Source organism: Chitinimonas sp. JJ19 (assembly GCF_036961565.1).
Lineage (GTDB): Bacteria > Pseudomonadota > Gammaproteobacteria > Burkholderiales > Chitinimonadaceae > Chitinimonas.
The window spans coordinates 65,268-84,337 of record NZ_JBAMDD010000017.1 but is presented as its reverse complement, the minus strand read 5'-3'; the positions used below and the strand labels follow the sequence as shown (position 1 = coordinate 84,337).

The following is a 19,070-nucleotide window of genomic DNA, read 5'->3' as shown; positions in this document are numbered from 1 at the left end:
CCCGGCCAGCTTGTGAGAAAGATCGATTATGCCGCCCCATGGGCGGCATAATTGTTTGTGCCATCAGGATGCCCATCATGACCCAGCCCCCCCGTCGCGACACCATCGCCGCCATCGCCACCGCTCCTGGTAGGGGAGGCGTAGGCGTGGTACGGATATCCGGTAGCGGCCTGGCCGAACTGGGCTTCACCCTGGCCGGCAAGCCGCTCAAGCCGCGGCATGCCCACTATGCGGATTTCCGCAGCAGTGATGGCGAGCTGATAGACCAGGGCCTGGCGCTGTTCTTCCCCGGCCCGCATTCGTTTACCGGCGAAGATGTGCTGGAGCTGCAAGGCCACGGTGGCCCGGTGGTGATGCAGATGCTGCTGCGCCGCTGCCTGGAACTGGGCGCCCGTCTGGCCGAGCCGGGCGAATTCACCCGCCGTGCCTTCCTCAACGACAAGCTGGACCTGGCCCAGGCCGAAAGTGTAGCCGACCTGATCGACGCCGGCTCCGAAGCCGCTGCCCGCTCGGCCCTGCGCTCGCTGGCCGGGGCGTTCTCCGGTGAGATCCACACCCTGGTGGAGCAGTTGATCAACCTGCGCATGCTGGTAGAGGCCACGCTGGACTTCCCCGAGGAAGACATCGACTTTCTGGAGGCCGCCGACGCCCGTGGCAAGCTGGCCAGCCTGCACGGCCAGCTGCAAAAGGTGTTCGGCACCGCCCGCCAGGGCAGCCTGCTGCGCGAGGGCATGCATGTGGTGTTGATAGGCCAGCCCAATGTGGGCAAATCCAGTCTGATGAACGCCCTGGCCGGCGAGGATGTGGCCATCGTCACCGATATTGCCGGCACCACCCGCGATACCGTGCGCGAGCTGATACAACTCGATGGCGTGCCCATGCATATCATCGACACCGCCGGCCTGCGCCAGACCGACGACACGGTGGAACAGATAGGCATCGCCCGCACCTGGGCAGCGGTGGAGAAAGCCGACCTGGCCCTGCTGCTGATAGACAGCCGCGAGGGCATTACCGAGCACGATCGCGATATCCTGGGTCGCCTGCCCGAGCGCCTGCCCCGTGTGCATGTGTTCAACAAGGTCGATCTGACCGGCGAGGCGGTGGGCCATGCCGAGGAAGACGGCCATGCCGTGCTGCGCCTGTCGGCCAAGGCCGGCCTGGGCCTGGATGAACTCAAGCGCACCCTGCTGGACATGGTGGGCTGGGGCGGCACCGACGCCGGCGTATTCCTAGCCCGCGAACGCCACCTCGATGCCATCCGCCGCGCCGCCAGCCATCTCGAAACCGCAGCCCTGGTCTGGCAGCAGGTGGAACTGTTCGCCGAGGAACTGCGCCTGGCCCAGAATGCCCTGGCCAGCATTACCGGCGAATTCAGCGCCGACGACCTGCTGGGCGAGATATTCAGCCGCTTCTGCATAGGCAAGTAACCTTGGGGTGCTAGGGTAGGGTGCGCTGATGCCAGACCGCCACCACACTGTGGCCTATCTGCCATTGTGTGCTGCAACATCTTCCCAATGCCCTAAAACCGTGCTTGAATAAGGCAACCGTTCAAACGCTTGTTTGAAACGCGCGGCGTGATACGACACGTCCGTGTGCAAGCGACCGGGTCGGCCATACGCCGGCCCCTACACCTCGCCGCCATCCGCGGCGACACCGAACCCAGCCGGGTTCGACAGCCCGCAGCATGATCGGGCTGCAGCAAGCCAGTTCGCAAACTACATTGAGACGGGTGCAGCCCAGCTGCCATCCGCGATTGAGTATCCGCGCCATGTACTGCCCTAGGGGCAAATGGTGCGGCAGCGGTGGTTGTCCCGTGCAGGCGGGCTTCGTTGCCAAATCCAAGGCCGTACCCCACGGGGTTGCACGCCTTTGATTTGGAAATGAAACAAGGCGAGGTGTAGCAATGAAAATAGCCATACCCAGGGAAACAGCCCTGCGCGAGACCCGCGTGGCGGCCACCCCCGAGACGGTGAAGAAATACGTGGCCATGGGCCATGCCGTTGCCGTGCAAAGCGGCGCCGGCGTGGCATCGGCCGTCCCCGATACGGCCTATGCCGAGGCGGGTGCCAGCATCGCGGCCGATTACGCGGCCACGGTAGCGGGGGCCGACGTGGTCTTCAAGGTCCGCGCGCCGTCGGCAGAGGAGTTGCCGGCATTGAAGGACGGCGCTGCCGTCATCGCCCTGTGCGACCCCTACCGCAACCCGCTGCTGGCCGATTACGCCGCCCGCAAGCTCGATGTCTACGCCATGGAGCTGGTGCCCCGCACCACCCGGGCGCAAGCCATGGACGTGCTGTCGTCGCAGGCCAATATCGCCGGCTACAAGGCCGTGCTGCTGGCAGCCGAGTACTACCCCCGTTTCTTCCCCATGATGATGACCGCCGCCGGTACGGTAAAGCCGGCGCGGGTGTTGATACTGGGTGCTGGTGTGGCGGGCCTGCAGGCCATCGCCACGGCCAAGCGCCTGGGTGCCGTGGTAGAGGCTTTTGATGTGCGGCCGGTCGCCAAGGAACAGGTGGAATCGCTGGGCGGCAAGTTTGTGGAAGTGCCCTTGAACGAAGAGGAAAAGAAGCAGGCCGAGACGGCCGGCGGCTATGCCCGCGAGATGTCGGACGATTACAAGCAGCGGCAGGCTGCCCTGGTCGATAAACATGCCCGCAATGCCGATATCGTCATCACCACCGCCTTGATACCGGGCCGCCCCGCGCCTGTACTGATCAAGCCCGAGACGGTGGCCGGCATGAAATACGGTGCGGTGCTGGTGGACTTGGCCGTGGAGAACGGCGGCAACTGCCCGTTGTCGCGGCTCAATGAGGTGGTCACCACCGACAACGGCGTCAAGCTGGTGGGCTACGGCAACCTGGCAGGCCTGGTGGCAGCCGATGCCTCCGCCCTGTATGCCCGCAACCTGCTCAACTTCGCCGGCCTGATCCTGGACAAGGAAAAAGGCTATGTGGTGAACCGCGAAGACGACATTGTGGCCGCCAGCCTGGTTACCCATGCGGGTGACGTCCTGTTCGGCAAGGGCTGAAGCCCGCTTTGATGACACAGCATTCAGGGAGCTTTCCATGAGTAGCACAGAAAACGTCGCGCACGCCGCGACCCAGGCCGCCCAGGCGGCTGCCAGCCTGCCGGTGGAGCAGCTGGTGCAAACCCCCTTTGTGGCCACCTTCACCATTTTCGTGCTGGCCATCTTCATCGGTTATCACGTGGTGTGGAGCGTCACCCCCGCCTTGCATACCCCCTTGATGGCAGTGACCAATGCCCTGTCGTCCATCATTGTGGTGGGGGCCGTGCTGCAGACGGTCGATATCGGTGGCCAGGCCATCACCCTCACTTCGGTGCTGGGTGCGGTGTCGGTCTTTCTGGCCAGTGTGAATATTTTCGGCGGCTTCGCGGTGACTTCGCGGATGCTGGAAATGTTCAAGAAAAAGAAGAAGTGAGGCGAGCCCCATGAACCTGATCGCGCAATACGCAGACTGGATCTATCTGGTCGCCGCCGTCCTCTTCATCCTCACGCTGAAAGGCCTGTCCAGCCCCACCGGCGCCATCGCCGGCAACCGCTACGGCATGGTGGGCATGGGCCTGGCCGTGCTGGTCACCCTGGTGATTGCCCCCAGCCCCAACTTTGCGCTCATCATCCTGGCCATGGTGGCCGGCGCGGCTGTAGGCCTGTATCGCGCCAAGACCGTGCCCATGACGCAGATGCCCGAGACCGTGGCGCTGATGCACTCGCTGGTGGGCCTGGCCGCCGTGCTGATCGCCTTGGCTGCCGTACACAACGGCGACCAGCACCACAGCACGGTGCAACGGGTGGAGCTGTTCATCGGCTGCTTTATCGGCGGCATCACCTTCACCGCCTCGGTGGTGGCCTGGGGCAAGCTCAGCGCCAAGCTGGCAGCCAAGCCGCTCAAGGGCGGCTGGGTCAAGCCGGTGCAGATCGGCCTGGCGCTGGGCATGTTGGGCTTTGGCGGACACTACTTCATTACCGAGTCGCTGACTTCCTTCTGGGTGATGACGGCCTTCTCGGTGGTGCTCGGCTATTTCCTGATCGCCCCCATAGGCGGCGGCGACATGCCGGTGGTGGTGTCCATGCTCAACAGCTACTCGGGCTGGGCGGCAGCCGGCATCGGCTTTACCCTCAACAACTCGGTGCTGATCATCGCCGGCTCGCTGGTGGGGTCCTCTGGCGCCATCCTCAGCTACATCATGTGCAAGGCCATGAACCGTTCGCTGGTGAACGTGATCTTTGGTGGTGGCATGGGGGGGGATGAGGCGGCCGGTGCGGCGGGCGATGCAGTGCAAAAGGCCTACAAGTCGGGCAGCGCTGACGATGCGGCCTTTATGATGAGCAATGCCGACTCGGTGGTGATCGTACCCGGCTATGGCCTGGCGGTATCGCGTGCCCAGCATGCACTGCAGGAATACGCCAACGCCCTGACCGAAAAAGGCGTGAAGGTGCGCTATGCCATCCACCCAGTGGCAGGCCGCATGCCCGGCCATATGAATGTGCTGCTGGCCGAAGCCGAAGTGCCCTACGAGCAGGTGCAGGAGATGGAAGAGATCAACTCAGACTTCTCCAACACCGATGTGGTACTGGTGATAGGTGCCAACGACGTGGTCAACCCCGCCGCCTTGAAAGACAAGCAGAGCCCCATTTATGGCATGCCCATACTGGAAGCCCACAAGGCCCGCACGGTGATCGTGGTGAAACGCTCCATGAGTGCAGGTTATGCTGGACTCGACAATGAATTGTTCTATCTTGACAAGACCATGATGGTGTTCGGCGATGCCAAGAAGGTAGTGGAAGACATGCTTAAAGCGGTCGCGCACTGACCGCCTCTTTCGAAAGACCGTCCGTAACAGACGCTTCAGCCGCCGCCCAGGCGGCTGTTTTTTTGTCCCGCTGTGTCGTAGGTCTTGGTGGACAGCCCGGTGCCGGGGCAAATGGTTTCACGTGGAGCGCGAGAACGATATTACGCTGGCGCTGGTGATCATGCCGAATGGGCTGCTCAACAACGCCCTTCATGGCATTCCCTGCGAGCCTAGCGGCTCTGCGTGTAAGCCTGCTACCATGCTGGCGCCGCCCAACCTGGGCGGTGCGTCTTCAGGGCGGGGTGAAATTCCCCACCGGCGGTAGGGTGTAGTCCATCACACCAAGCCCGCGAGCGCCTGCACTGTCTTTGCCCCTTGGGGAAAAGCGCGCAGGGTCAGCAGATCCGGTTCAAGGCCGGAGCCGACGGTCATAGTCCGGATGAGAGAAGACGAGAGGTCGTGTCCTGCCCCCGTGGCAGCGGCACGCGCTTCCCATTGGCCAGTACCTGGGCACAGCCTGGGTGCTGTGCTGCGCCCTGAACGCTTACTTGCCACTATCCGACAAGGAGCGTTTTATGAGTTTGTTCCAGCACTATTTTGCCCACACTACCCCGCAAAGCCGCCTAGCCGCAGCCCTCGCCGCATTACGCCGGGGCGAGCCCGTGGTGTTGCGCGATGACGAGAACCGGGAGAACGAGGCCGACCTGATCGTGGCAGCCGAGTTGATCACCGTGCCGGTGATGGCCCAGTTGATACGCGATTGCAGCGGCATCGTCTGTCTCTGCCTGCCCGATGCCCAGCTCAGGCAGCTAGCGCTGCCCGCCATGCCGGTACGTAACGGCGGCAGTCGCTACGGCACCGCCTTTACCGTCTCGATCGAGGCGCGCGAGGGGGTGAGCACGGGGGTATCGGCGCGCGACCGTATCACCACCACCCTGGCCGCCTTGAGCGGCGACCCGGCCGCTCTGGTCAGCCCCGGCCACCTGTTCCCCATCCGCGCCCAGGCCGGTGGCGTACTGGCACGGCGGGGCCATACCGAAGGCTCGGTCGATCTGGCCAGTATGGCGGGCCTGCGCCCGGCTGCCTTGCTGTGCGAGCTGACCCGTGACGATGGCGAGATGCTGCGCGGTGATGAGGTAATACGGTATGCCGAGCAACACGGCCTGGTGGTGCTCAATGTGGAGGACATCGTGCAGGGCCGGTTGGCAGCGGCCGAGCAGGAAGCGATGGTGGCGGCATGAGCCCCTTCCACGACCTGGATTGGCTAGCCATGGCGCTGTTGGTCGGCAACCGCCAAGGCAACGGCTTTGCTGATGAACGCCCGCCACTACCGTAGCTGGTCGAACTAAGCGCTGCTACGCGGGGTTTGCTTACCGCACTAGGAAGCGGTGTCTGCCAGGAGACAGTCCGCCAGGGCTGTCTCCAGCCGCTGCCAGTCGGCACTATCAGCCTGGGCGATCAGTTCCGCCCGGCTATCCCGGCGCCAGGCGATTTCCACGGCGCTGGTTTCGCCCCCCACCCAGTTGAACAGCAGCCAGCCGTGATCGGTATGAAATACCCCCTTGGCGCGGGAGAGCGGCGGCAGGCCCAGGGTGGCGTGGTCGTGCAAGCGCTGGAACAGCATGGCCAGTCGCTCGGCCGAGAAGCGCTGCGCCGCCGGCCACACCCAGCCCCGGCTGGTCTGCCCCGGCTCGCTATGGTCCTTGCTGCTGACACCCTGCGGCGGCGCTGCATCGTGCGATAGCGCGGGCTGGCTGCGGCGTGTCGGCGCAAACATGGCATGGCCCAGCGCCGGGCCGGTGGCTTGACCAGATGTCGGCACCTCGGCTGCCAGGTCCAGCAGCGCTTGGTCGAACACGCCATCTCGGGTGGTGATGACGGCCAGCTTGGGAGGGAACATGGCCTGGGCCATGGCCAGGAAGCGATCCACCTGGGCGGCGTCGGCGCGGTCGCATTTGTTGGCGATCAGCACTTCGGCCAGGCTGATCTGGTCGCGCCAGGTTTCGTGGGTGGTGTAGCGGCTATCGTCCAGCTGGCGTGGGTCCACCAGCGTGACGGTGGCACGGATTTCCAGCGCGGCGGCAAGAAAGGGATCACGCAGTACATCAATGATGCCGGCCGGGTGTCCCAGGCCGCTGGGTTCGATGATCAGCCGGTCAGGGCGGCGATCACGCAGCAGCCGGGTCAGGCTGACCCGCAGCATGGGGCTGGTGGTACAGCAGATGCAGCCACCAGGCACCTCGACCACATTGAGTTCGTCGCTGGCCGCGCTGATGGCCGCGCCATCGATACCGACTTCGCCAAACTCGTTCACCAGCACAGCCCAGTATTCCTGTGGTGGCTTGTCGGCCAGCAGGCGCCGTATGGCCGTGGTCTTGCCCACGCCCAGAAAACCGGTGATCACGTTCACCGGGACTTTTTGCTTCATCGGTGTTCCAGCCAATCCAATATCGGTTGCCATTGTTCCAGATCACGGGCCACGCGGGGGGCGGGCAGGTCAAACAGGCCCAAGCCACGGGGCAGGGTCTGCAGATAGTACTGGGTATCGCGCAGGCTGCTCAGCACCGGCAGGTCGAACTGGGCCAGGAAATCGACCAGCTGCTGGCTGGCACGGGTGCCGGTCTTCACCCGCATGCCCACCACACCGACCTTTACCTTGCCTTTGCGCACCTGCTTTTCCTCGGCCAGGCGGGCGAAGAAGTCCTGGCTGGCCCACATATCGAAACTGGAAGGCTGTACCGGCACCAGGATATGGTCGCTGCACTTGAGTGCCGCCTCCAGCCGCTTGCCGCGCAGCCCGGCGGGGGTATCCAGTATGGCGATCTCGGTTCCCTTGGGTGGCTTAGCCAGTTCGTCCCCGTCACCTTCCCACCGGGCAATGGCCGGGAAGCTGGCTGAGCGCAGGCCCAGCCAGTGGGCCGACGACTGCTGCCTATCCAGGTCGCCCAGTGCCACCGTTTTACCGCGCCAAGCGTAGTAAGTGGCCAGGTTGGTGGCGAGGGTGGATTTACCGGCACCGCCCTTGGGATTGGCGATCAGCAGGGTCTGCATGGCGGAGGTCACGGTTTCTCGAGTATGGCGGCGATACCCATGCCGCCCGCCGTGCAGATGGAGATCAGCCCACGGCCGCTGCCACGCTGGTGCAGCAGCTTGGCCAGTGTCGCCAGCACCCGTCCGCCGGTGGCGGCAAACGGGTGACCAAAGGCCAGCGAGCTGCCGTTTACATTGAGTTTGGCCGGGTCTATGCTGCCCAGCGCCCCAGGTAGGCCCAGGCGCTCGCGGCAGTACTGGTCCGACTCCCAGGCGCGCAGGGTGCATAGCACCTGGGCGGCAAAGGCTTCGTGTATCTCATAGAAGTCAAAGTCCTGCAGCGTCAGGCCGGCATCCTTCAGCAGGCGCGCCACCGCGATGGTGGGGGCCATCAGCAGGCCTTCACCCGCCACGAAGTCAACCGAGGCGGTCTTGGCAAACGTCAGGTAGGCCTGCACCGGCAGGCCGCGCTTGGCAGCCCAGTCCTCGGACGCCAGCAGCACGCTGGAGGCGCCATCGGTCAGCGGCGTACTGTTGCCCGCCGTCAGCGTGCCCTTGCCGGATTCCTTGTCGAAGGCGGGCTTGAGGGAGGCCAGTTTTTCCAGCGTGCTGTCGGGCCGCAGATGGTTGTCACGGCTCACCCCGGCACAGGGCACGATCAGGTCGTCGAAAAACCCCTCGGCCAAGGCGCGGGCGCCTTTCTGGTGGCTTTCCCAGGCCAGCCTGTCCTGCGCCTCGCGGCTGATGCCCCATTGCTTGGCCATGATCTCGCAATGCTGTCCCATGGACATGCGGGTGCGCGGCTCACCGGCATTGGGTGACGCCGGCTTGAGCTCGCCCGGTCGAAAGCCCTTGAAGGCCGCAAAGCGCTCACCCAGGCTTTTGGCATTGGCCAGCTTGATCAGCCGCTTGGCAAAACGGGCGCCAAACACGATAGGGGCGTCCGAGGTGGTATCGGTGCCAGCAGCGATGGCGCTGTCTATCTGGCCTGTGGCGATCTTGGCGCCCAGTTGCACGGCTGCCTGCAGGCTGGTGCCGCAAGCCATCTGCACAGTGTAGGCAGTGGTCAGCGGCGACAGCTTGCTCGACAGCACCGCTTCACGCGCCAGATTCCAGTCCTTGGAATGCGATATCACCGCACCCGCCCCCACCTCGTCGATTTCCAACCCGGCCAGCTGGTAGCGATCCGCCAGGCCATTGAGGGCAGCGGTCAGCATGTCGAGGTTGGAGAGATCCTGATACTGGGTATTGGAGCGGCAGAAGGGGATGCGGCTGCCGCCCAGGATGGCAACGCGGCGCAGTGTGCGTTCGGTCATGATGTGTGTGCCCAGAGCGGGAAAAATCACAGTGTAGCGTGCCAAGCAGTTGCTAGGCTGGCGGTGTGATGGCCCGCCTTACGCCACGACTATGGCATATATGCAACATGAATAATTTGGGCTACAACAGGGCAGAAAGCAACAAGGCCAACCTGTTCGGCTGGCCTTGTCTGTGGCCGGGAAACGGCCTGGAATCTGGAGCGGGCGATGGGAATCGAACCCACGGCTCTAGCTTGGGAAGCTAGGGTATTACCATTATACGACGCCCGCAGCGGGGCAGATTCTAGGCGCCTATGCCACAGCAGGGCAAGCATTTAAATTTGCGGGGCCGACTTTTCTTTGCCAGATTGATACAATGTCGCCCTTTATAAAATTACTGATAAGCCTAGGAAATCTATGATTACCCGTGGTTTGACGCTGGCCTGTGCCGGCCTGCTGCTGAGCGCCCCCTTGACTGCCCTGGCCGATGGCGCCCGCGTACCGCATCCTTCGCTGCGCCTGATGATGACCGGCGGCATTACGGCAGGTGGCGATACCATCTACGTCGCCAACTACAACGACGGTTCCAATTCCTCCATCCGTGCTGGTGACAAGGTCAACCTGGGCGTGGGTGCCTACTGGCGCCGCGAGAACAGCCCCTGGTCGCTGCAGCTGACGGCCAACTACCACACCGACAATGCCAGCGCCACGAATGGCCGGGTAGACTTCAAGCGCTACCCGATTGAGTTCCTGGGCCACTATCACTTCGACAACAATCTGTATGTCGGTGGTGGCCTGCGTTACGCCGCCAAGGCCAAGTTCACGATAGACCACAACAACGGCTTTCAGCGCACTGATGTGGATAGCAAGCCGGGCCTGGTGGCCGAACTGGGCTGGGAACCGGTAGCAGACCTGCTGCTGACCTTGCGCTATGTCGCCGAGGAATACGAGATCGACGGCGTCAAATTTGATGGCAACCATGTCGGTGTGACCGGCGCCGTGCTGTTCTGAGTTAGTTCCCAGGCTGGCCTTGCCCAGCCGTCTAGTGCGCCCTTTGAACAGGCTCTTAGTGCAGGGCGCCTGATCGCTTCGATTTCCATCCATTGCTTTTCCAAAGGCTAGGCACAGCAACCCTGTGCCCGGCCTGCTTTCCATAAAAACACAAGGGAGTACGGTTATGCGCCGTCCATTTATGCGCCTTGCAGTGCAGGGCTTGTTGATTTCCGCCGCCATGGGTGCCATGGCCGAAGTATCGGTGCCCCACAAGGCCCTGCGCTTCACCATGACCGCCGGCCTGACTGCAGGTGGCGACAAGATAGACCAGATCCAGTTCGACAACGGCCACGACCAGAGCATCCGTGCCGGTGGCAATGTCAACATGGGCGCCGGTATTACCTGGCGGCCACAGAACAGCACGTTCTCGGCCCAGCTGACCGGTAACTATCAGGTTGCTGGCGTGTTCGCCAAGAACGGTAGCGCCACCTTCAACCGCTTCCCGGTTGAACTGATCGGCTTCTACAACATCAACGACAAGTTCCGCGTGGGCCTGGGCCTGCGTCGCGTCTTCAACCCCAACTACTCCTACGATGTGGGTAGTGGCTTCGATCTCGACTTCAAGGACACCACCGGTGCCGTGATCGAGGCCGGTTATTTCTTTACGCCGTCCATCGGGCTGAACCTGCGCTATGTGAAGGAAGAGTACGAGCTGGAGAACAGCCGCAACAATTACAAGGTGGACGGCTCGCACGTCGGCATCAACAGCACCTTCATGTTCTGACCTAGCGTGGGGAGACGCCCTGTCTCCTCCGTGTGCTGCTGACCTCCCCAGGCCACCCTTGGCCCAGGACGCAAGCAGCAGGCATGACAACGACGCCCCGGCCCTCCGCTGGGGCGTTGTCATTTCTGCCCCTGCCAAGCCGCTGCCAGCGTTTAGCTAGATCGGGTATCTGGCGCCAGGCGGGCCTGCTGCGCTTGTGTTCCGGCCGGACTTTGCTAGAAACACACTAGGGCGCGTCCATAAGCAGCCCCATACCAAAAAACATCGTCTAGGAGGAAGCGCCATGAAGGTGCAACGTACCCTGCTGTCCGTCAGTCTTGGCCTGTCTGTCTTTACCTTCCCGCTCACTGCCCATGCCTGGGGCCCCGAAGGCCATCGCATCACCGGCCTAGTCGCCTACGAACTACTTACCCCACAAGCCCGCGCCGCCGTGCGCTACTACCTGGGTTCGGACGATCTGGCGGCAGCGGCCGTGTGGATGGACCAGAACCGGCCCACCCTGGGCAACCAGTTTCCAGGCTCGTCGGCTTGGCATTTCGACGATGTACCGGTCTGCCCGGACCCCAGTGTGGACACCTGCCCCAACGGCAACTGTGCTTCCAACAAGATCGCCAGCTTTGACCGGGTGCTGTCCGACAGCGATGCCACCAAGGACGACCGCACACTGGCTCTACGGTTGGTCGTGCATATGGTGGGCGATATACACCAGCCCCTGCACTCGGCCGACAACCACGATCGCGGCGGCAACCAGATATCGGTACTGCTGAATGGCCGCAATACCAACCTGCATGCGGCCTGGGATACCGGCCTGGTGCGGGCCAGCCTGCGTGGCAGCAGCGAGCAGCGCTATGCCGAGGGACTGCGGACCGCCTATCGCGACCAGATCAAGGGTTGGCAGTCCGGCACCGTGCAAAGCTGGATACAGGAAGCACACCAGCTTGCCATCCAGGATGTCTACGGCGGCCTGGGCGGTTTTCAGTGCCCGGCCAATACGGCAGGCACCCAGGTGACGCTGGACGCGGCCTACCAGGAGCAGGCGGGCAAGGATATCCCGCTGCAACTGGCCCGTGGCGGTGCGCGCATCGCCTATGTGCTGAACCAGGCGTTCGCCGGGTTCACCCGCCCCTGATAGTCGAGCCTGTGATGCATACACCGCGTGGATGGGTGTGACGACTTGGGCAGGCACCAGGGGAACCCTGGTGCTGGACGTTGGAGCAGTCTGAACCCGCGGCGCTCCCCGGATTGAGTCCATACCCCCGCCCTCGTCGCCGCGACGCAAGTCCACGTTGCATGGTGTGTAGCGGGTGCTTCACAGGTGCTCATCATCATTTGAATTGATTTGAGTTGATTTGGCGCCCATGCGCTAACCGCCATCCATACTGGCCAGGAGTAAGCTCATGTACCAGACACCCGCCAAGCATCCGCTCAGCGCCGAGTTGCCCGCGCTGGACGATGCCACCTATGCCGCCATGTGGGCGTTGTTCTGCCATATCGGCAAGTACTGGCAGAACATGCCCGACCCCGAGCCGTTCCGCTCGCAGCTGTATAGCTTCATGCTCAACCGCATCAACCTGCGGCCGGTCTATCGCGACTACTACCTGTTTGCTGCCGCGACCCTGCGGGGGCTGATAGAGCAGCATGGCGAGGACGGGGCCTATGCCTTTCTGTTTACCGATACCGATGCCAACAAGGCCCCACCCGAGACGGCGCTGGCCGTGACCCGGCAGAAGGTCGCCAACGAATTCATGGCGCTGCAGTTGTCGTTGGGTGGCTTCAAGGCATTTGGCGCCATCAACTACTGCGGCTTTATCGGCGGTGCCAATATCCCCGGCCAGGCCGCTCCCTACCGCACCCTGGAGGCCGACCATGAAGGTTGAAACCCTGATTATCGGTTCGGGTGTGGCTGCGGCCGCCCTGGCCCAGCGGCTGCTGGCCAAGAACCCCAATGCCAGCATCCTGATGCTGGAGGCCGGCCGCAAGGTCAAGATGCAGGACGCCGCCATCTGGCAGGACTATGTCGTCTCCGGCAAGCTGCCTTATACCCAGTACTACGACCTGCCTTACCCCGACCGCGACCAGCCTGGCGAGAACCTGAGCGCCGGCACGACCGCCGTACCGCTGGATGGATCGCGCGCGCTGACCTATGGTGGCTCCACCATACACTGGGGTGGCTGGTCGTTCCGGCTCAAGCCCGAGGACTTCGCCCTGCGTACCAACACCGGCCACAGCCTGGACTGGCCCATCAGCTATGCTGACCTGGAGCCCTACTACAGCCAGGCCGAGCATTACATCGGGGTGTCGGGCGATTCGAACGACCCCACCGTGCCGCGCCATTGCGACTACCCTTTCCCGGCTTTCCCCTACACCCTGGAAGACCAGCCCGCCGCCGAGGCCATGGCCGCCCTGGGCATGGCTTATTCGCACCTGCCCATCGCCCGCCATGGCATCACCGACACCACCTCGCGCCATGCCCCCTGCCAGACCACGGGCACCTGCAAGTACTGCCCCTTCGGCGCCCGCTACTCGGCCAACAACTTCCTCGACGATATGCAGAACTGGGGCAACTTCCCGGGCCTGCAGATACGGCTCAACAGCATCGTCCAGGAGATCAGCATGCGTAGCCGGCAGCAGGCAGGCGGGGTGGTCTACCTGGACAGGGAGACGGGCCAGCAGGTGGTGGTGGAGGCCGACCGCATCATCGTGGCCGCCGGTACGCTGGAATCGACCAAGCTGCTGCTGCGCTCGCGCTCCGATCACTGGCAGCTAGGCATAGGTAACGACCACGATCTGGTCGGCCGCAATATCGTGACCCATCCTTATTTCATCTTCAGTGGCAGCGCGCCTGGCAATCCGCTCAAGCTGCAGCCAGAGATGAACTTCCCCACCCTCTGCTCGCGTCACTTCGACAGCCCGGCCGAACAGGCCAAGGGCAAGTTCATCCTGATCAACCCGCCCGGCTCGCCCACCGTCAACCTGCTCAGCAAGATGCAGGCCGGTGTCAGCCGCTTGGACATGGACCGCTATGTGGCCGGCCCGCGCCAGATACAGCTGCATGGCATGGTCGAGATTTTCAGCGAGCCACAGAACCGCATTGCCAATATCGACAAGCTCAACCACCTGGGCATGCAGGAAACCCTGGTCGATTTTGGCCAGGCCGCTGGGTTCGACCCCCGCATGCAGGAGATCCAGGGCCATGTGCAGCGACTGTTCGAGGCTATGGGCGCCACCATGAATGCCAAGCCCACCATCTCGTGGCGGGCCGACCATGCCGCCTGCACCCTGCGGATGAGCGATGACGACAGCGAGGGCGTGACCGACCGCCATATGCGGGTACACGGTGTGGACAACCTCTATGTCTGCTCCAACGCCACCTTTCCTTCTACCGGTGCGGTCAACCCCACGCTGACGCTGGCGGCGCTTGCCCTGCGCCTAGGCGACCACCTGAACCATGCCACCGGCCAGCCCTGAGGATGCCCAACATGACTCTGGAACAACATAAGTCCCGGCTCTATCCACTGCTGCAAACCGCCATGGAGCTGGAGCTCTCAACCATCCCGCCCTATCTAACCGCCTTGCTCAGCATCAAGCGCGAGGCCAACCGGGTGGCGGCAGGCCTGATACGCAGCGTCATGATGGAAGAAATGCTGCACATGGTGCTGGTGGGCAACCTGATGTCCAGCCTGGGTGGCAAGATCTGCCTGAACCAGGACACCCTGCCCAGCTACCCCCTGCGGCTGGAGTTTGAAGGCCATGGCTTCAAGGACAGGGAGTTCGACATCAACCTCGAGGCCTTCTCGCCCCAGGCCATCCAGACCTTTTTGCAGATAGAGCTGCCCACCAGCCTGGCCCGCCAACCCCAGCGGCTGATGGCACAGCCCAAGATCAGCGTACCCGGTATCACCCTGGGCGAGTTCTACCAGCGCATCATCGGCGCGCTGGACGCCCTCTGCGCCGCCTACCCGGAATCCGCCGTCTTCAATGGCGACCCTGGGCGGCAGATCAGCGAGCAGTATTACTGGGGCGGCGGTGGCAAGCCCATCATCATCACCAGCCTGGCCCAGGCCAAAGCGGCGCTGGAGGTGATCATCAAGCAAGGGGAGGGGGGCGACGACAGTATTTTTGATGGCGACGAGCATTACTTTGACCAGGCAGAAGAAGTCGCCCATTACTTCCGCTTCAACGAAGTGGCCCTAGGTCGCCGCTACCGCCCCGGCGACAAGCCGCATGAGCCGCCCACGGGCGAGGCCTTTGCGGTCGATTACCAGGCTGTGTATCCCATCAAGCGCAATCCCCGCCACGGCGACTATGCCGCTGGCTCGCGCCTGGCTACGCTCAACCAGCAGTTCAACCGCCAGTATTCCCTGATGCTGAGCCAGCTGGAACAGGCCTTCAATGGCCACCCCGCCGTACTGTACGACGCCATCGTCAACGGCATGCACGGCATGACCCCCATTGCCCAGGAGATGATGACCCTGCCCCTGGACGACACTGCGGGGGCAAGCCATGGTGCGCCCAGCTTCGAATGGATAGCACCGCCGTATCAGCAAGCGTAGCCAAGGTGTGTCGCCCAACCAGCCCTGCCTTGCCGGGGCTGATTGGGTGTGGGCCAACGGCAAAAGCACCACTTGCGGCCAGGCCATGACACATGCATAGTTTGCTGCCTGCCACCCCCGTGCCAGGTGCCTCAGCCAATATAAGGAAAATCATGCTGTTGATCGACAAGGAGGGCATGGTGGTCAATCCACGCGTACACGCCGCGCGCGCCACCAGTATCGAACGCGGCCAGATGAAGCTGGTGAGCGGGATCATCGTGCATCAGACCGGTGGCAGCACCGCCCAGTCATCGCTGAGCAGTTACAAGAACCCATCGGCCAACGGCGCCCACTTCCTGATTGAGAAAGAGGGCACGATTTACCAGACCGCCTCGCTCAGCCAGCAGACCTGGCATGTGGGCAAGCTCAAAGCCCGTTGTTTGCTGGAGAACCGCTGTACGCCGGTCGAGATCAAGGCGCTCAAGACGTTCTCCCCCACTGCCGAGAACAAGCGCGAGATGGCCAAGCAGGCGCCGGCACGTTTTCCCGCCAACCAGGATTCCATCGGTATCGAGCTGGTGGGCGAGGCCCAGGCCAACGGCAGCTATGTGGCGGTGACAGCGGCACAGAACGACTCGCTGAAATGGCTGGTGGCCGAATTGTCGCAAACGCTGGGCATTGCAACGACCGAGGTGTTCCGCCACCCCGATGTGTCGCGCAAGAACCCTAGCGAAGCGAGTACCGCCGCATGGTAGGCCGCTGGTGGATAGCCGCTGCGCTGGGGCTGGCCGCCAGCCTGGCCCAGGCCAATGATGGCTGCAGCGCCGGCAGCGAATTCGAACCCCGGCTCTGCCCCAGCGGGTTGCCCGCCATCAAGCAGGTGATCATCCAGCAAAACGGCATGAAATCCGCCCAGGAGACCAACCCCGCCGTACGCTGCGATGACTTCAAGCTCAGCGTGCGGCAAGTTCGGCAGTTTCTTACCCAGGCGGGCGAGGTCGACAAGCAGGACGCCCTGCACCAGTTGGACTGGTCGCCCTGCTATGCCAGTGGCGAAGTACGTTTCAAGGACGGCCGGGTAGGCCTATGGCAGATCAGCCAATTGCGCCAGGGCAGCGTGCGCCTGGGTGAAGGCGAGCCGGTCTACCTCTATTGCCCGGCTTGCCGCGCGCGGCCGTTCAAGCAGCCCTAGCAGAAACCTGCTGTGGTGGAGGGTGGTTAGTCCAGCTGGTAGCTGGCCCCCACTAGCAGGCTGGCTACCCGGCGACGCGCCACCATGGGGCTGTCATCGAGTTCGCGGCCGATTTTGCGCACGCTGGCGATGGCGGTCAGCGACCAGGATGGGCTGATGCGGTGGTTGACCCCCAGCGCGTATTCAAACTGCTCGCTGGCAGCAGGCGCATGGGCCGCCAAGCCGCTACGGGCCGATTCGGCCGCGCTGATGCCGTAGTAATAGCGGTTGTACTTCTTGCCATGGAAACGCAGTTCAGCGCTGCTGAAATACTGGGTATCCGGCCCCGATGCCGCAAACCGGTGTTGCCAGCCTATCGCCGGGATCACACTGCGGTGGTGCTGGCTGATGTCGCCATAGACCGTGAATGCCAGGCTATCGAACTGCCCTGGCCGATAACTGAGCTGCATCCCAGCCAGCGGACTGGCGCGGCGCTTTTCCAGCCTGGCAAAGGCAAGCTGCTTGGCATCGGCAGGATTGAATTCCTGCATCTCGCTCCGCAGCAGCAGCGCCCCACTCAGTTTGGCCGTGTTGAATACTGTAACGCCCACGGTGTCGCCTTCCACAAACACATGCTCACCACGGTAGCGCAGCAACGGCATTGGCATCGGCTTGTTGTCTTGATCGTGGTATATCGCCTGGCCTCCGCCCACGCCTATGCCAACAGACCAGGGTTCGGTCTGGGCCAGTGTGGTGAGCGGGAAAGGCGCAAGCAGCGCCGCAATCAGGGTAGTACGCAGCATGAATAGCTCCTGTAGGCGAAGTTCGCCTCGTTCGGTTTGGATTCCGCTTGGGCAGGCGGGTGCCGCGCCGGTGCTTGGCCGGCCAGGCGCTATTTTTTATACTGACGAGTAAACCAATGCAAGTAGTATTTACTATCCGGTAAAGTAAATAAATGAAAAACACCACAGAACGCCGTCAGCGCGGCCGCCCGCGCGACCCCGAACGCATGCGTCGCCTGCTCGAAGCCGCCCGCGTGCACTTCCTGGCCCAAGGCTACGAACGCGCCAGCCTGGACGCCATCGCGCAAGCGTCTGGCGTCTCCAAGATGACCATCTACAGCTACTTCCCCTCCAAGCAGGCCTTGTTTGAGGCGGTGGTTGGCGCTCGTACCGACGGCGCATTCGAGCAGGCGCCCACCCAGCAGCTGGATCCGCGCCAGCCTGCCGAAAGCCTGCGCAGCATCGCCCGACAGTTTCTGGGTCTGGTGCGGCACGAAAGCGTGCGGGCGCATTTCCGCATGATGGAAGCCACGCTGGGCCAACAACCCGAGGCCAGCATGGCGTTTTTTCAGGAAGGTCCAGACAAGGCCATCAGCATGGTGGCCCAATACCTGGCGCAGGTGGATGCCGCCGGTGTGCTGCGCATTCCCCAGCCACGGCTGGCCGCCGACCTGTTTCTGGCCATGCTGCAGGGGGAATCACTGATCCGGCTGCAACTGGGCCTGCCGGCGCTGGACGCAAGTTATCTGGCCGACCAGCTGGAGGAGGCGGTGCAGATGATGCTGTGCCGGTATGCGCCCAACTAAGCGCTGGTTCTGGTCGGCAACGGCCAGCGCATGCCTTGCCTTACGGCCAGGGGCAACCAGTGCCGAGCGGCGGCGACGATGGCCGTCCCGTAGTCTTCGCCACGCGGCCATAGCAAGGGCAGGCCGGTATCGGTAGTAATCAGCTCGGCCAGGGCAGCATCGTCCAGCACGCAGACTTCGCCATGACGTTGGTGTATCAGCCAGGCCAGGTTCAGCTCCTGCCCCCAGAAAAACACCTGCTTCGCCGCCACACGTGTTTGCACAGCGCGCATCTCGGCCAGCCGCTCGGGGTCATAGAAGGGGAACCAGTAATCGGCCAGCAGGGTATCGACCGCCTCGTCTGGTTGCCAGTGGTGGGCATCGCCCTGCAGCAGGGTGATCTTGGCTGCAATATCGGCCGGTAGTTGGGCGATGATGCCGGCCGTTTCCGCCAGATCAAGCACAATCGGGTCGTATTCGACGACAGTGACCTTGCTCACCGCTGGGTTGAGCGCAGCGTTGCAGGCCGCGATGCCCATGCCGAAACCCAGTACCACGGTATGGCCCCGGGCCAGCCGGCAACCCAGCTCCTGGCTTTCCAGCTCGGACGGTGTCACCGACATCCAGCTCTCGCGGCCATGGCGCATCAGCATGGTGGTGTTGGCGACCAAGTAGGGGCTGCCCCAGTAACCCTTCATGGTCAGCATGGGCACCTGCCGCACCGACCAGGCATCCTGCTGATAATCGGGGAACTGCGGTATCCACATCCGTGGCTGATACAGCGGCACCGCCTGCCCGGCGGCTGCGCCCAAGGCGGCGGCCAGCAGCTCGGGGGAGAGCGCAGGCAGGGTGGTTTGCATGGGGTCAATCATGGCAGTCACCC

General features: G+C 63.2%; 19 protein-coding genes, 1 tRNA gene and 1 riboswitch. Of the genes, 14 read left to right on the top strand and 6 right to left on the bottom strand.

The features are described 5' to 3' along the window. The first annotated feature begins 77 nt into the window (after positions 1-77). The 5 genes from mnmE to ribB all read left to right on the top strand — a co-directional run bounded on the left by mnmE (position 78) and on the right by ribB (position 6,056). Positions 78-1,427 carry a tRNA uridine-5-carboxymethylaminomethyl(34) synthesis GTPase MnmE gene (mnmE, locus tag V7714_RS17850; protein WP_335710929.1) on the top strand — a complete coding sequence of 450 codons (1,350 nt, stop codon included), beginning with the start codon at positions 78-80 and terminating at the stop codon, positions 1,425-1,427. Positions 1,428-1,903: 476 nt separating this feature from the next. Next, the gene (locus V7714_RS17845; RefSeq protein WP_335710928.1) at positions 1,904-3,031 is read left to right on the top strand and encodes a Re/Si-specific NAD(P)(+) transhydrogenase subunit alpha; all 1,128 of its coding nucleotides are present in this window, start codon (positions 1,904-1,906) and stop codon (positions 3,029-3,031) included. 115 nt (positions 3,032-3,146) lie between these two features. Continuing rightward, positions 3,147-3,443, top strand: coding sequence for a proton-translocating transhydrogenase family protein (locus V7714_RS17840; RefSeq protein ID WP_308446996.1), 297 nt, complete (start codon positions 3,147-3,149; stop codon positions 3,441-3,443). Positions 3,444-3,453: 10 nt separating this feature from the next. Then, positions 3,454-4,836: an NAD(P)(+) transhydrogenase (Re/Si-specific) subunit beta gene (locus V7714_RS17835; RefSeq protein ID WP_335710927.1), complete on the top strand. Its 1,383-nt coding sequence runs from the start codon at positions 3,454-3,456 to the stop codon at positions 4,834-4,836. A 263-nt stretch (positions 4,837-5,099) separates the two neighbouring features. Beyond that, positions 5,100-5,270: riboswitch (FMN riboswitch) on the top strand. Positions 5,271-5,390: 120 nt separating this feature from the next. Beyond that, the gene (ribB, locus tag V7714_RS17830; RefSeq protein WP_335710926.1) at positions 5,391-6,056 is read left to right on the top strand and encodes a 3,4-dihydroxy-2-butanone-4-phosphate synthase; all 666 of its coding nucleotides are present in this window, start codon (positions 5,391-5,393) and stop codon (positions 6,054-6,056) included. A 137-nt stretch (positions 6,057-6,193) separates the two neighbouring features. Here ribB and V7714_RS17825 read toward each other — a convergent pair whose 3' ends face one another. The 4 genes from V7714_RS17825 to V7714_RS17810 form a co-directional block, all read right to left on the bottom strand. After that, complete coding sequence (locus tag V7714_RS17825; RefSeq protein WP_335710925.1) at positions 6,194-7,243, bottom strand: CobW family GTP-binding protein; 1,050 nt, start codon at positions 7,241-7,243, stop codon at positions 6,194-6,196. Then, positions 7,240-7,878 (bottom strand): ParA family protein, encoded by a 639-nt coding sequence (locus V7714_RS17820; RefSeq protein WP_335710924.1) that lies wholly within the window; start codon positions 7,876-7,878, stop codon positions 7,240-7,242. Before V7714_RS17820 ends, V7714_RS17825 begins: the two co-directional genes overlap by 4 nt. Beyond that, entirely contained in the window at positions 7,875-9,161 is a 1,287-nt protein-coding gene (locus V7714_RS17815) for an acetyl-CoA C-acetyltransferase (protein ID WP_335710923.1), read from the bottom strand. Before V7714_RS17815 ends, V7714_RS17820 begins: the two co-directional genes overlap by 4 nt. A 196-nt stretch (positions 9,162-9,357) precedes the next feature. Continuing rightward, positions 9,358-9,431, bottom strand: a tRNA-Gly gene (locus V7714_RS17810). Positions 9,432-9,557: 126 nt separating this feature from the next. On the opposite strand from V7714_RS17810, the gene V7714_RS17805 reads away from it, so the two are divergent. The 8 genes from V7714_RS17805 (at position 9,558) to V7714_RS17770 (ending at position 16,641) form a co-directional block, all read left to right on the top strand. After that, complete coding sequence (locus tag V7714_RS17805; protein ID WP_335710922.1) at positions 9,558-10,151, top strand: outer membrane beta-barrel protein; 594 nt, start codon at positions 9,558-9,560, stop codon at positions 10,149-10,151. Between the two features lie 166 nt (positions 10,152-10,317). Then, positions 10,318-10,917 carry a hypothetical protein gene (locus V7714_RS17800; RefSeq protein ID WP_335710921.1) on the top strand — a complete coding sequence of 200 codons (600 nt, stop codon included), beginning with the start codon at positions 10,318-10,320 and terminating at the stop codon, positions 10,915-10,917. Positions 10,918-11,200: 283 nt separating this feature from the next. Further along, positions 11,201-12,046 carry a S1/P1 nuclease gene (locus tag V7714_RS17795; protein WP_335710920.1) on the top strand — a complete coding sequence of 282 codons (846 nt, stop codon included), beginning with the start codon at positions 11,201-11,203 and terminating at the stop codon, positions 12,044-12,046. 268 nt (positions 12,047-12,314) lie between these two features. Further along, positions 12,315-12,794, top strand: coding sequence for a hypothetical protein (locus tag V7714_RS17790; RefSeq protein WP_335710919.1), 480 nt, complete (start codon positions 12,315-12,317; stop codon positions 12,792-12,794). Then, a complete protein-coding gene (locus tag V7714_RS17785; RefSeq protein ID WP_335710918.1) occupies positions 12,784-14,385 on the top strand; it encodes a GMC family oxidoreductase in 1,602 nt (533 codons plus the stop codon). The genes V7714_RS17790 and V7714_RS17785 overlap by 11 nt, the downstream gene beginning before the upstream one ends. Before the next feature lie 11 nt (positions 14,386-14,396). Further along, positions 14,397-15,470: a ferritin-like domain-containing protein gene (locus tag V7714_RS17780; RefSeq protein WP_335710917.1), complete on the top strand. Its 1,074-nt coding sequence runs from the start codon at positions 14,397-14,399 to the stop codon at positions 15,468-15,470. Positions 15,471-15,622: 152 nt separating this feature from the next. Then, positions 15,623-16,204 (top strand): peptidoglycan recognition protein family protein, encoded by a 582-nt coding sequence (locus V7714_RS17775; RefSeq protein WP_335710916.1) that lies wholly within the window; start codon positions 15,623-15,625, stop codon positions 16,202-16,204. Further along, positions 16,198-16,641: a hypothetical protein gene (locus V7714_RS17770; protein WP_335710915.1), complete on the top strand. Its 444-nt coding sequence runs from the start codon at positions 16,198-16,200 to the stop codon at positions 16,639-16,641. Before V7714_RS17775 ends, V7714_RS17770 begins: the two co-directional genes overlap by 7 nt. 26 nt (positions 16,642-16,667) lie before the next feature. Here the strand turns inward: V7714_RS17770 and V7714_RS17765 are convergent, their stop codons facing one another. Continuing rightward, positions 16,668-17,423 carry a MipA/OmpV family protein gene (locus tag V7714_RS17765; RefSeq protein WP_335710914.1) on the bottom strand — a complete coding sequence of 252 codons (756 nt, stop codon included), beginning with the start codon at positions 17,421-17,423 and terminating at the stop codon, positions 16,668-16,670. A 152-nt stretch (positions 17,424-17,575) separates the two neighbouring features. Between V7714_RS17765 and V7714_RS17760 the strand changes: the two genes are divergently transcribed. After that, positions 17,576-18,208, top strand: a complete 633-nt coding sequence (locus tag V7714_RS17760; protein ID WP_335710913.1) for a TetR/AcrR family transcriptional regulator — start codon at positions 17,576-17,578, stop codon at positions 18,206-18,208. On the opposite strand, the gene V7714_RS17755 is transcribed toward V7714_RS17760, so the two are convergent. After that, positions 18,205-19,047 (bottom strand): class I SAM-dependent methyltransferase, encoded by an 843-nt coding sequence (locus V7714_RS17755; RefSeq protein WP_335710912.1) that lies wholly within the window; start codon positions 19,045-19,047, stop codon positions 18,205-18,207. The genes V7714_RS17760 and V7714_RS17755 overlap by 4 nt on opposite strands. Positions 19,048-19,070: the final 23 nt, after the last annotated feature.

Bases quoted from the DNA above. Each gene is read 5' to 3' on its own strand.
- ribB (WP_335710926.1), top strand. From the start codon at position 5,391: ATGAGTTTGTTCCAGCACTATTTTGCCCACACTACCCCGCAAAGCCGC.
- V7714_RS17825 (WP_335710925.1), bottom strand. From the start codon at position 7,243: ATGAAGCAAAAAGTCCCGGTGAACGTGATCACCGGTTTTCTGGGCGTG.
- V7714_RS17800 (WP_335710921.1), top strand. From the start codon at position 10,318: ATGCGCCGTCCATTTATGCGCCTTGCAGTGCAGGGCTTGTTGATTTCC.
- V7714_RS17815 (WP_335710923.1), bottom strand. From the start codon at position 9,161: ATGACCGAACGCACACTGCGCCGCGTTGCCATCCTGGGCGGCAGCCGC.
- V7714_RS17780 (WP_335710917.1), top strand. From the start codon at position 14,397: ATGACTCTGGAACAACATAAGTCCCGGCTCTATCCACTGCTGCAAACC.
- V7714_RS17790 (WP_335710919.1), top strand. From the start codon at position 12,315: ATGTACCAGACACCCGCCAAGCATCCGCTCAGCGCCGAGTTGCCCGCG.
- mnmE (WP_335710929.1), top strand. From the start codon at position 78: ATGACCCAGCCCCCCCGTCGCGACACCATCGCCGCCATCGCCACCGCT.
- V7714_RS17765 (WP_335710914.1), bottom strand. From the start codon at position 17,423: ATGCTGCGTACTACCCTGATTGCGGCGCTGCTTGCGCCTTTCCCGCTC.
- V7714_RS17805 (WP_335710922.1), top strand. From the start codon at position 9,558: ATGATTACCCGTGGTTTGACGCTGGCCTGTGCCGGCCTGCTGCTGAGC.
- V7714_RS17835 (WP_335710927.1), top strand. From the start codon at position 3,454: ATGAACCTGATCGCGCAATACGCAGACTGGATCTATCTGGTCGCCGCC.
- V7714_RS17845 (WP_335710928.1), top strand. From the start codon at position 1,904: ATGAAAATAGCCATACCCAGGGAAACAGCCCTGCGCGAGACCCGCGTG.
- V7714_RS17775 (WP_335710916.1), top strand. From the start codon at position 15,623: ATGCTGTTGATCGACAAGGAGGGCATGGTGGTCAATCCACGCGTACAC.
- V7714_RS17785 (WP_335710918.1), top strand. From the start codon at position 12,784: ATGAAGGTTGAAACCCTGATTATCGGTTCGGGTGTGGCTGCGGCCGCC.
- V7714_RS17760 (WP_335710913.1), top strand. From the start codon at position 17,576: ATGAAAAACACCACAGAACGCCGTCAGCGCGGCCGCCCGCGCGACCCC.
- V7714_RS17795 (WP_335710920.1), top strand. From the start codon at position 11,201: ATGAAGGTGCAACGTACCCTGCTGTCCGTCAGTCTTGGCCTGTCTGTC.
- V7714_RS17755 (WP_335710912.1), bottom strand. From the start codon at position 19,047: ATGCAAACCACCCTGCCTGCGCTCTCCCCCGAGCTGCTGGCCGCCGCC.
- V7714_RS17770 (WP_335710915.1), top strand. From the start codon at position 16,198: ATGGTAGGCCGCTGGTGGATAGCCGCTGCGCTGGGGCTGGCCGCCAGC.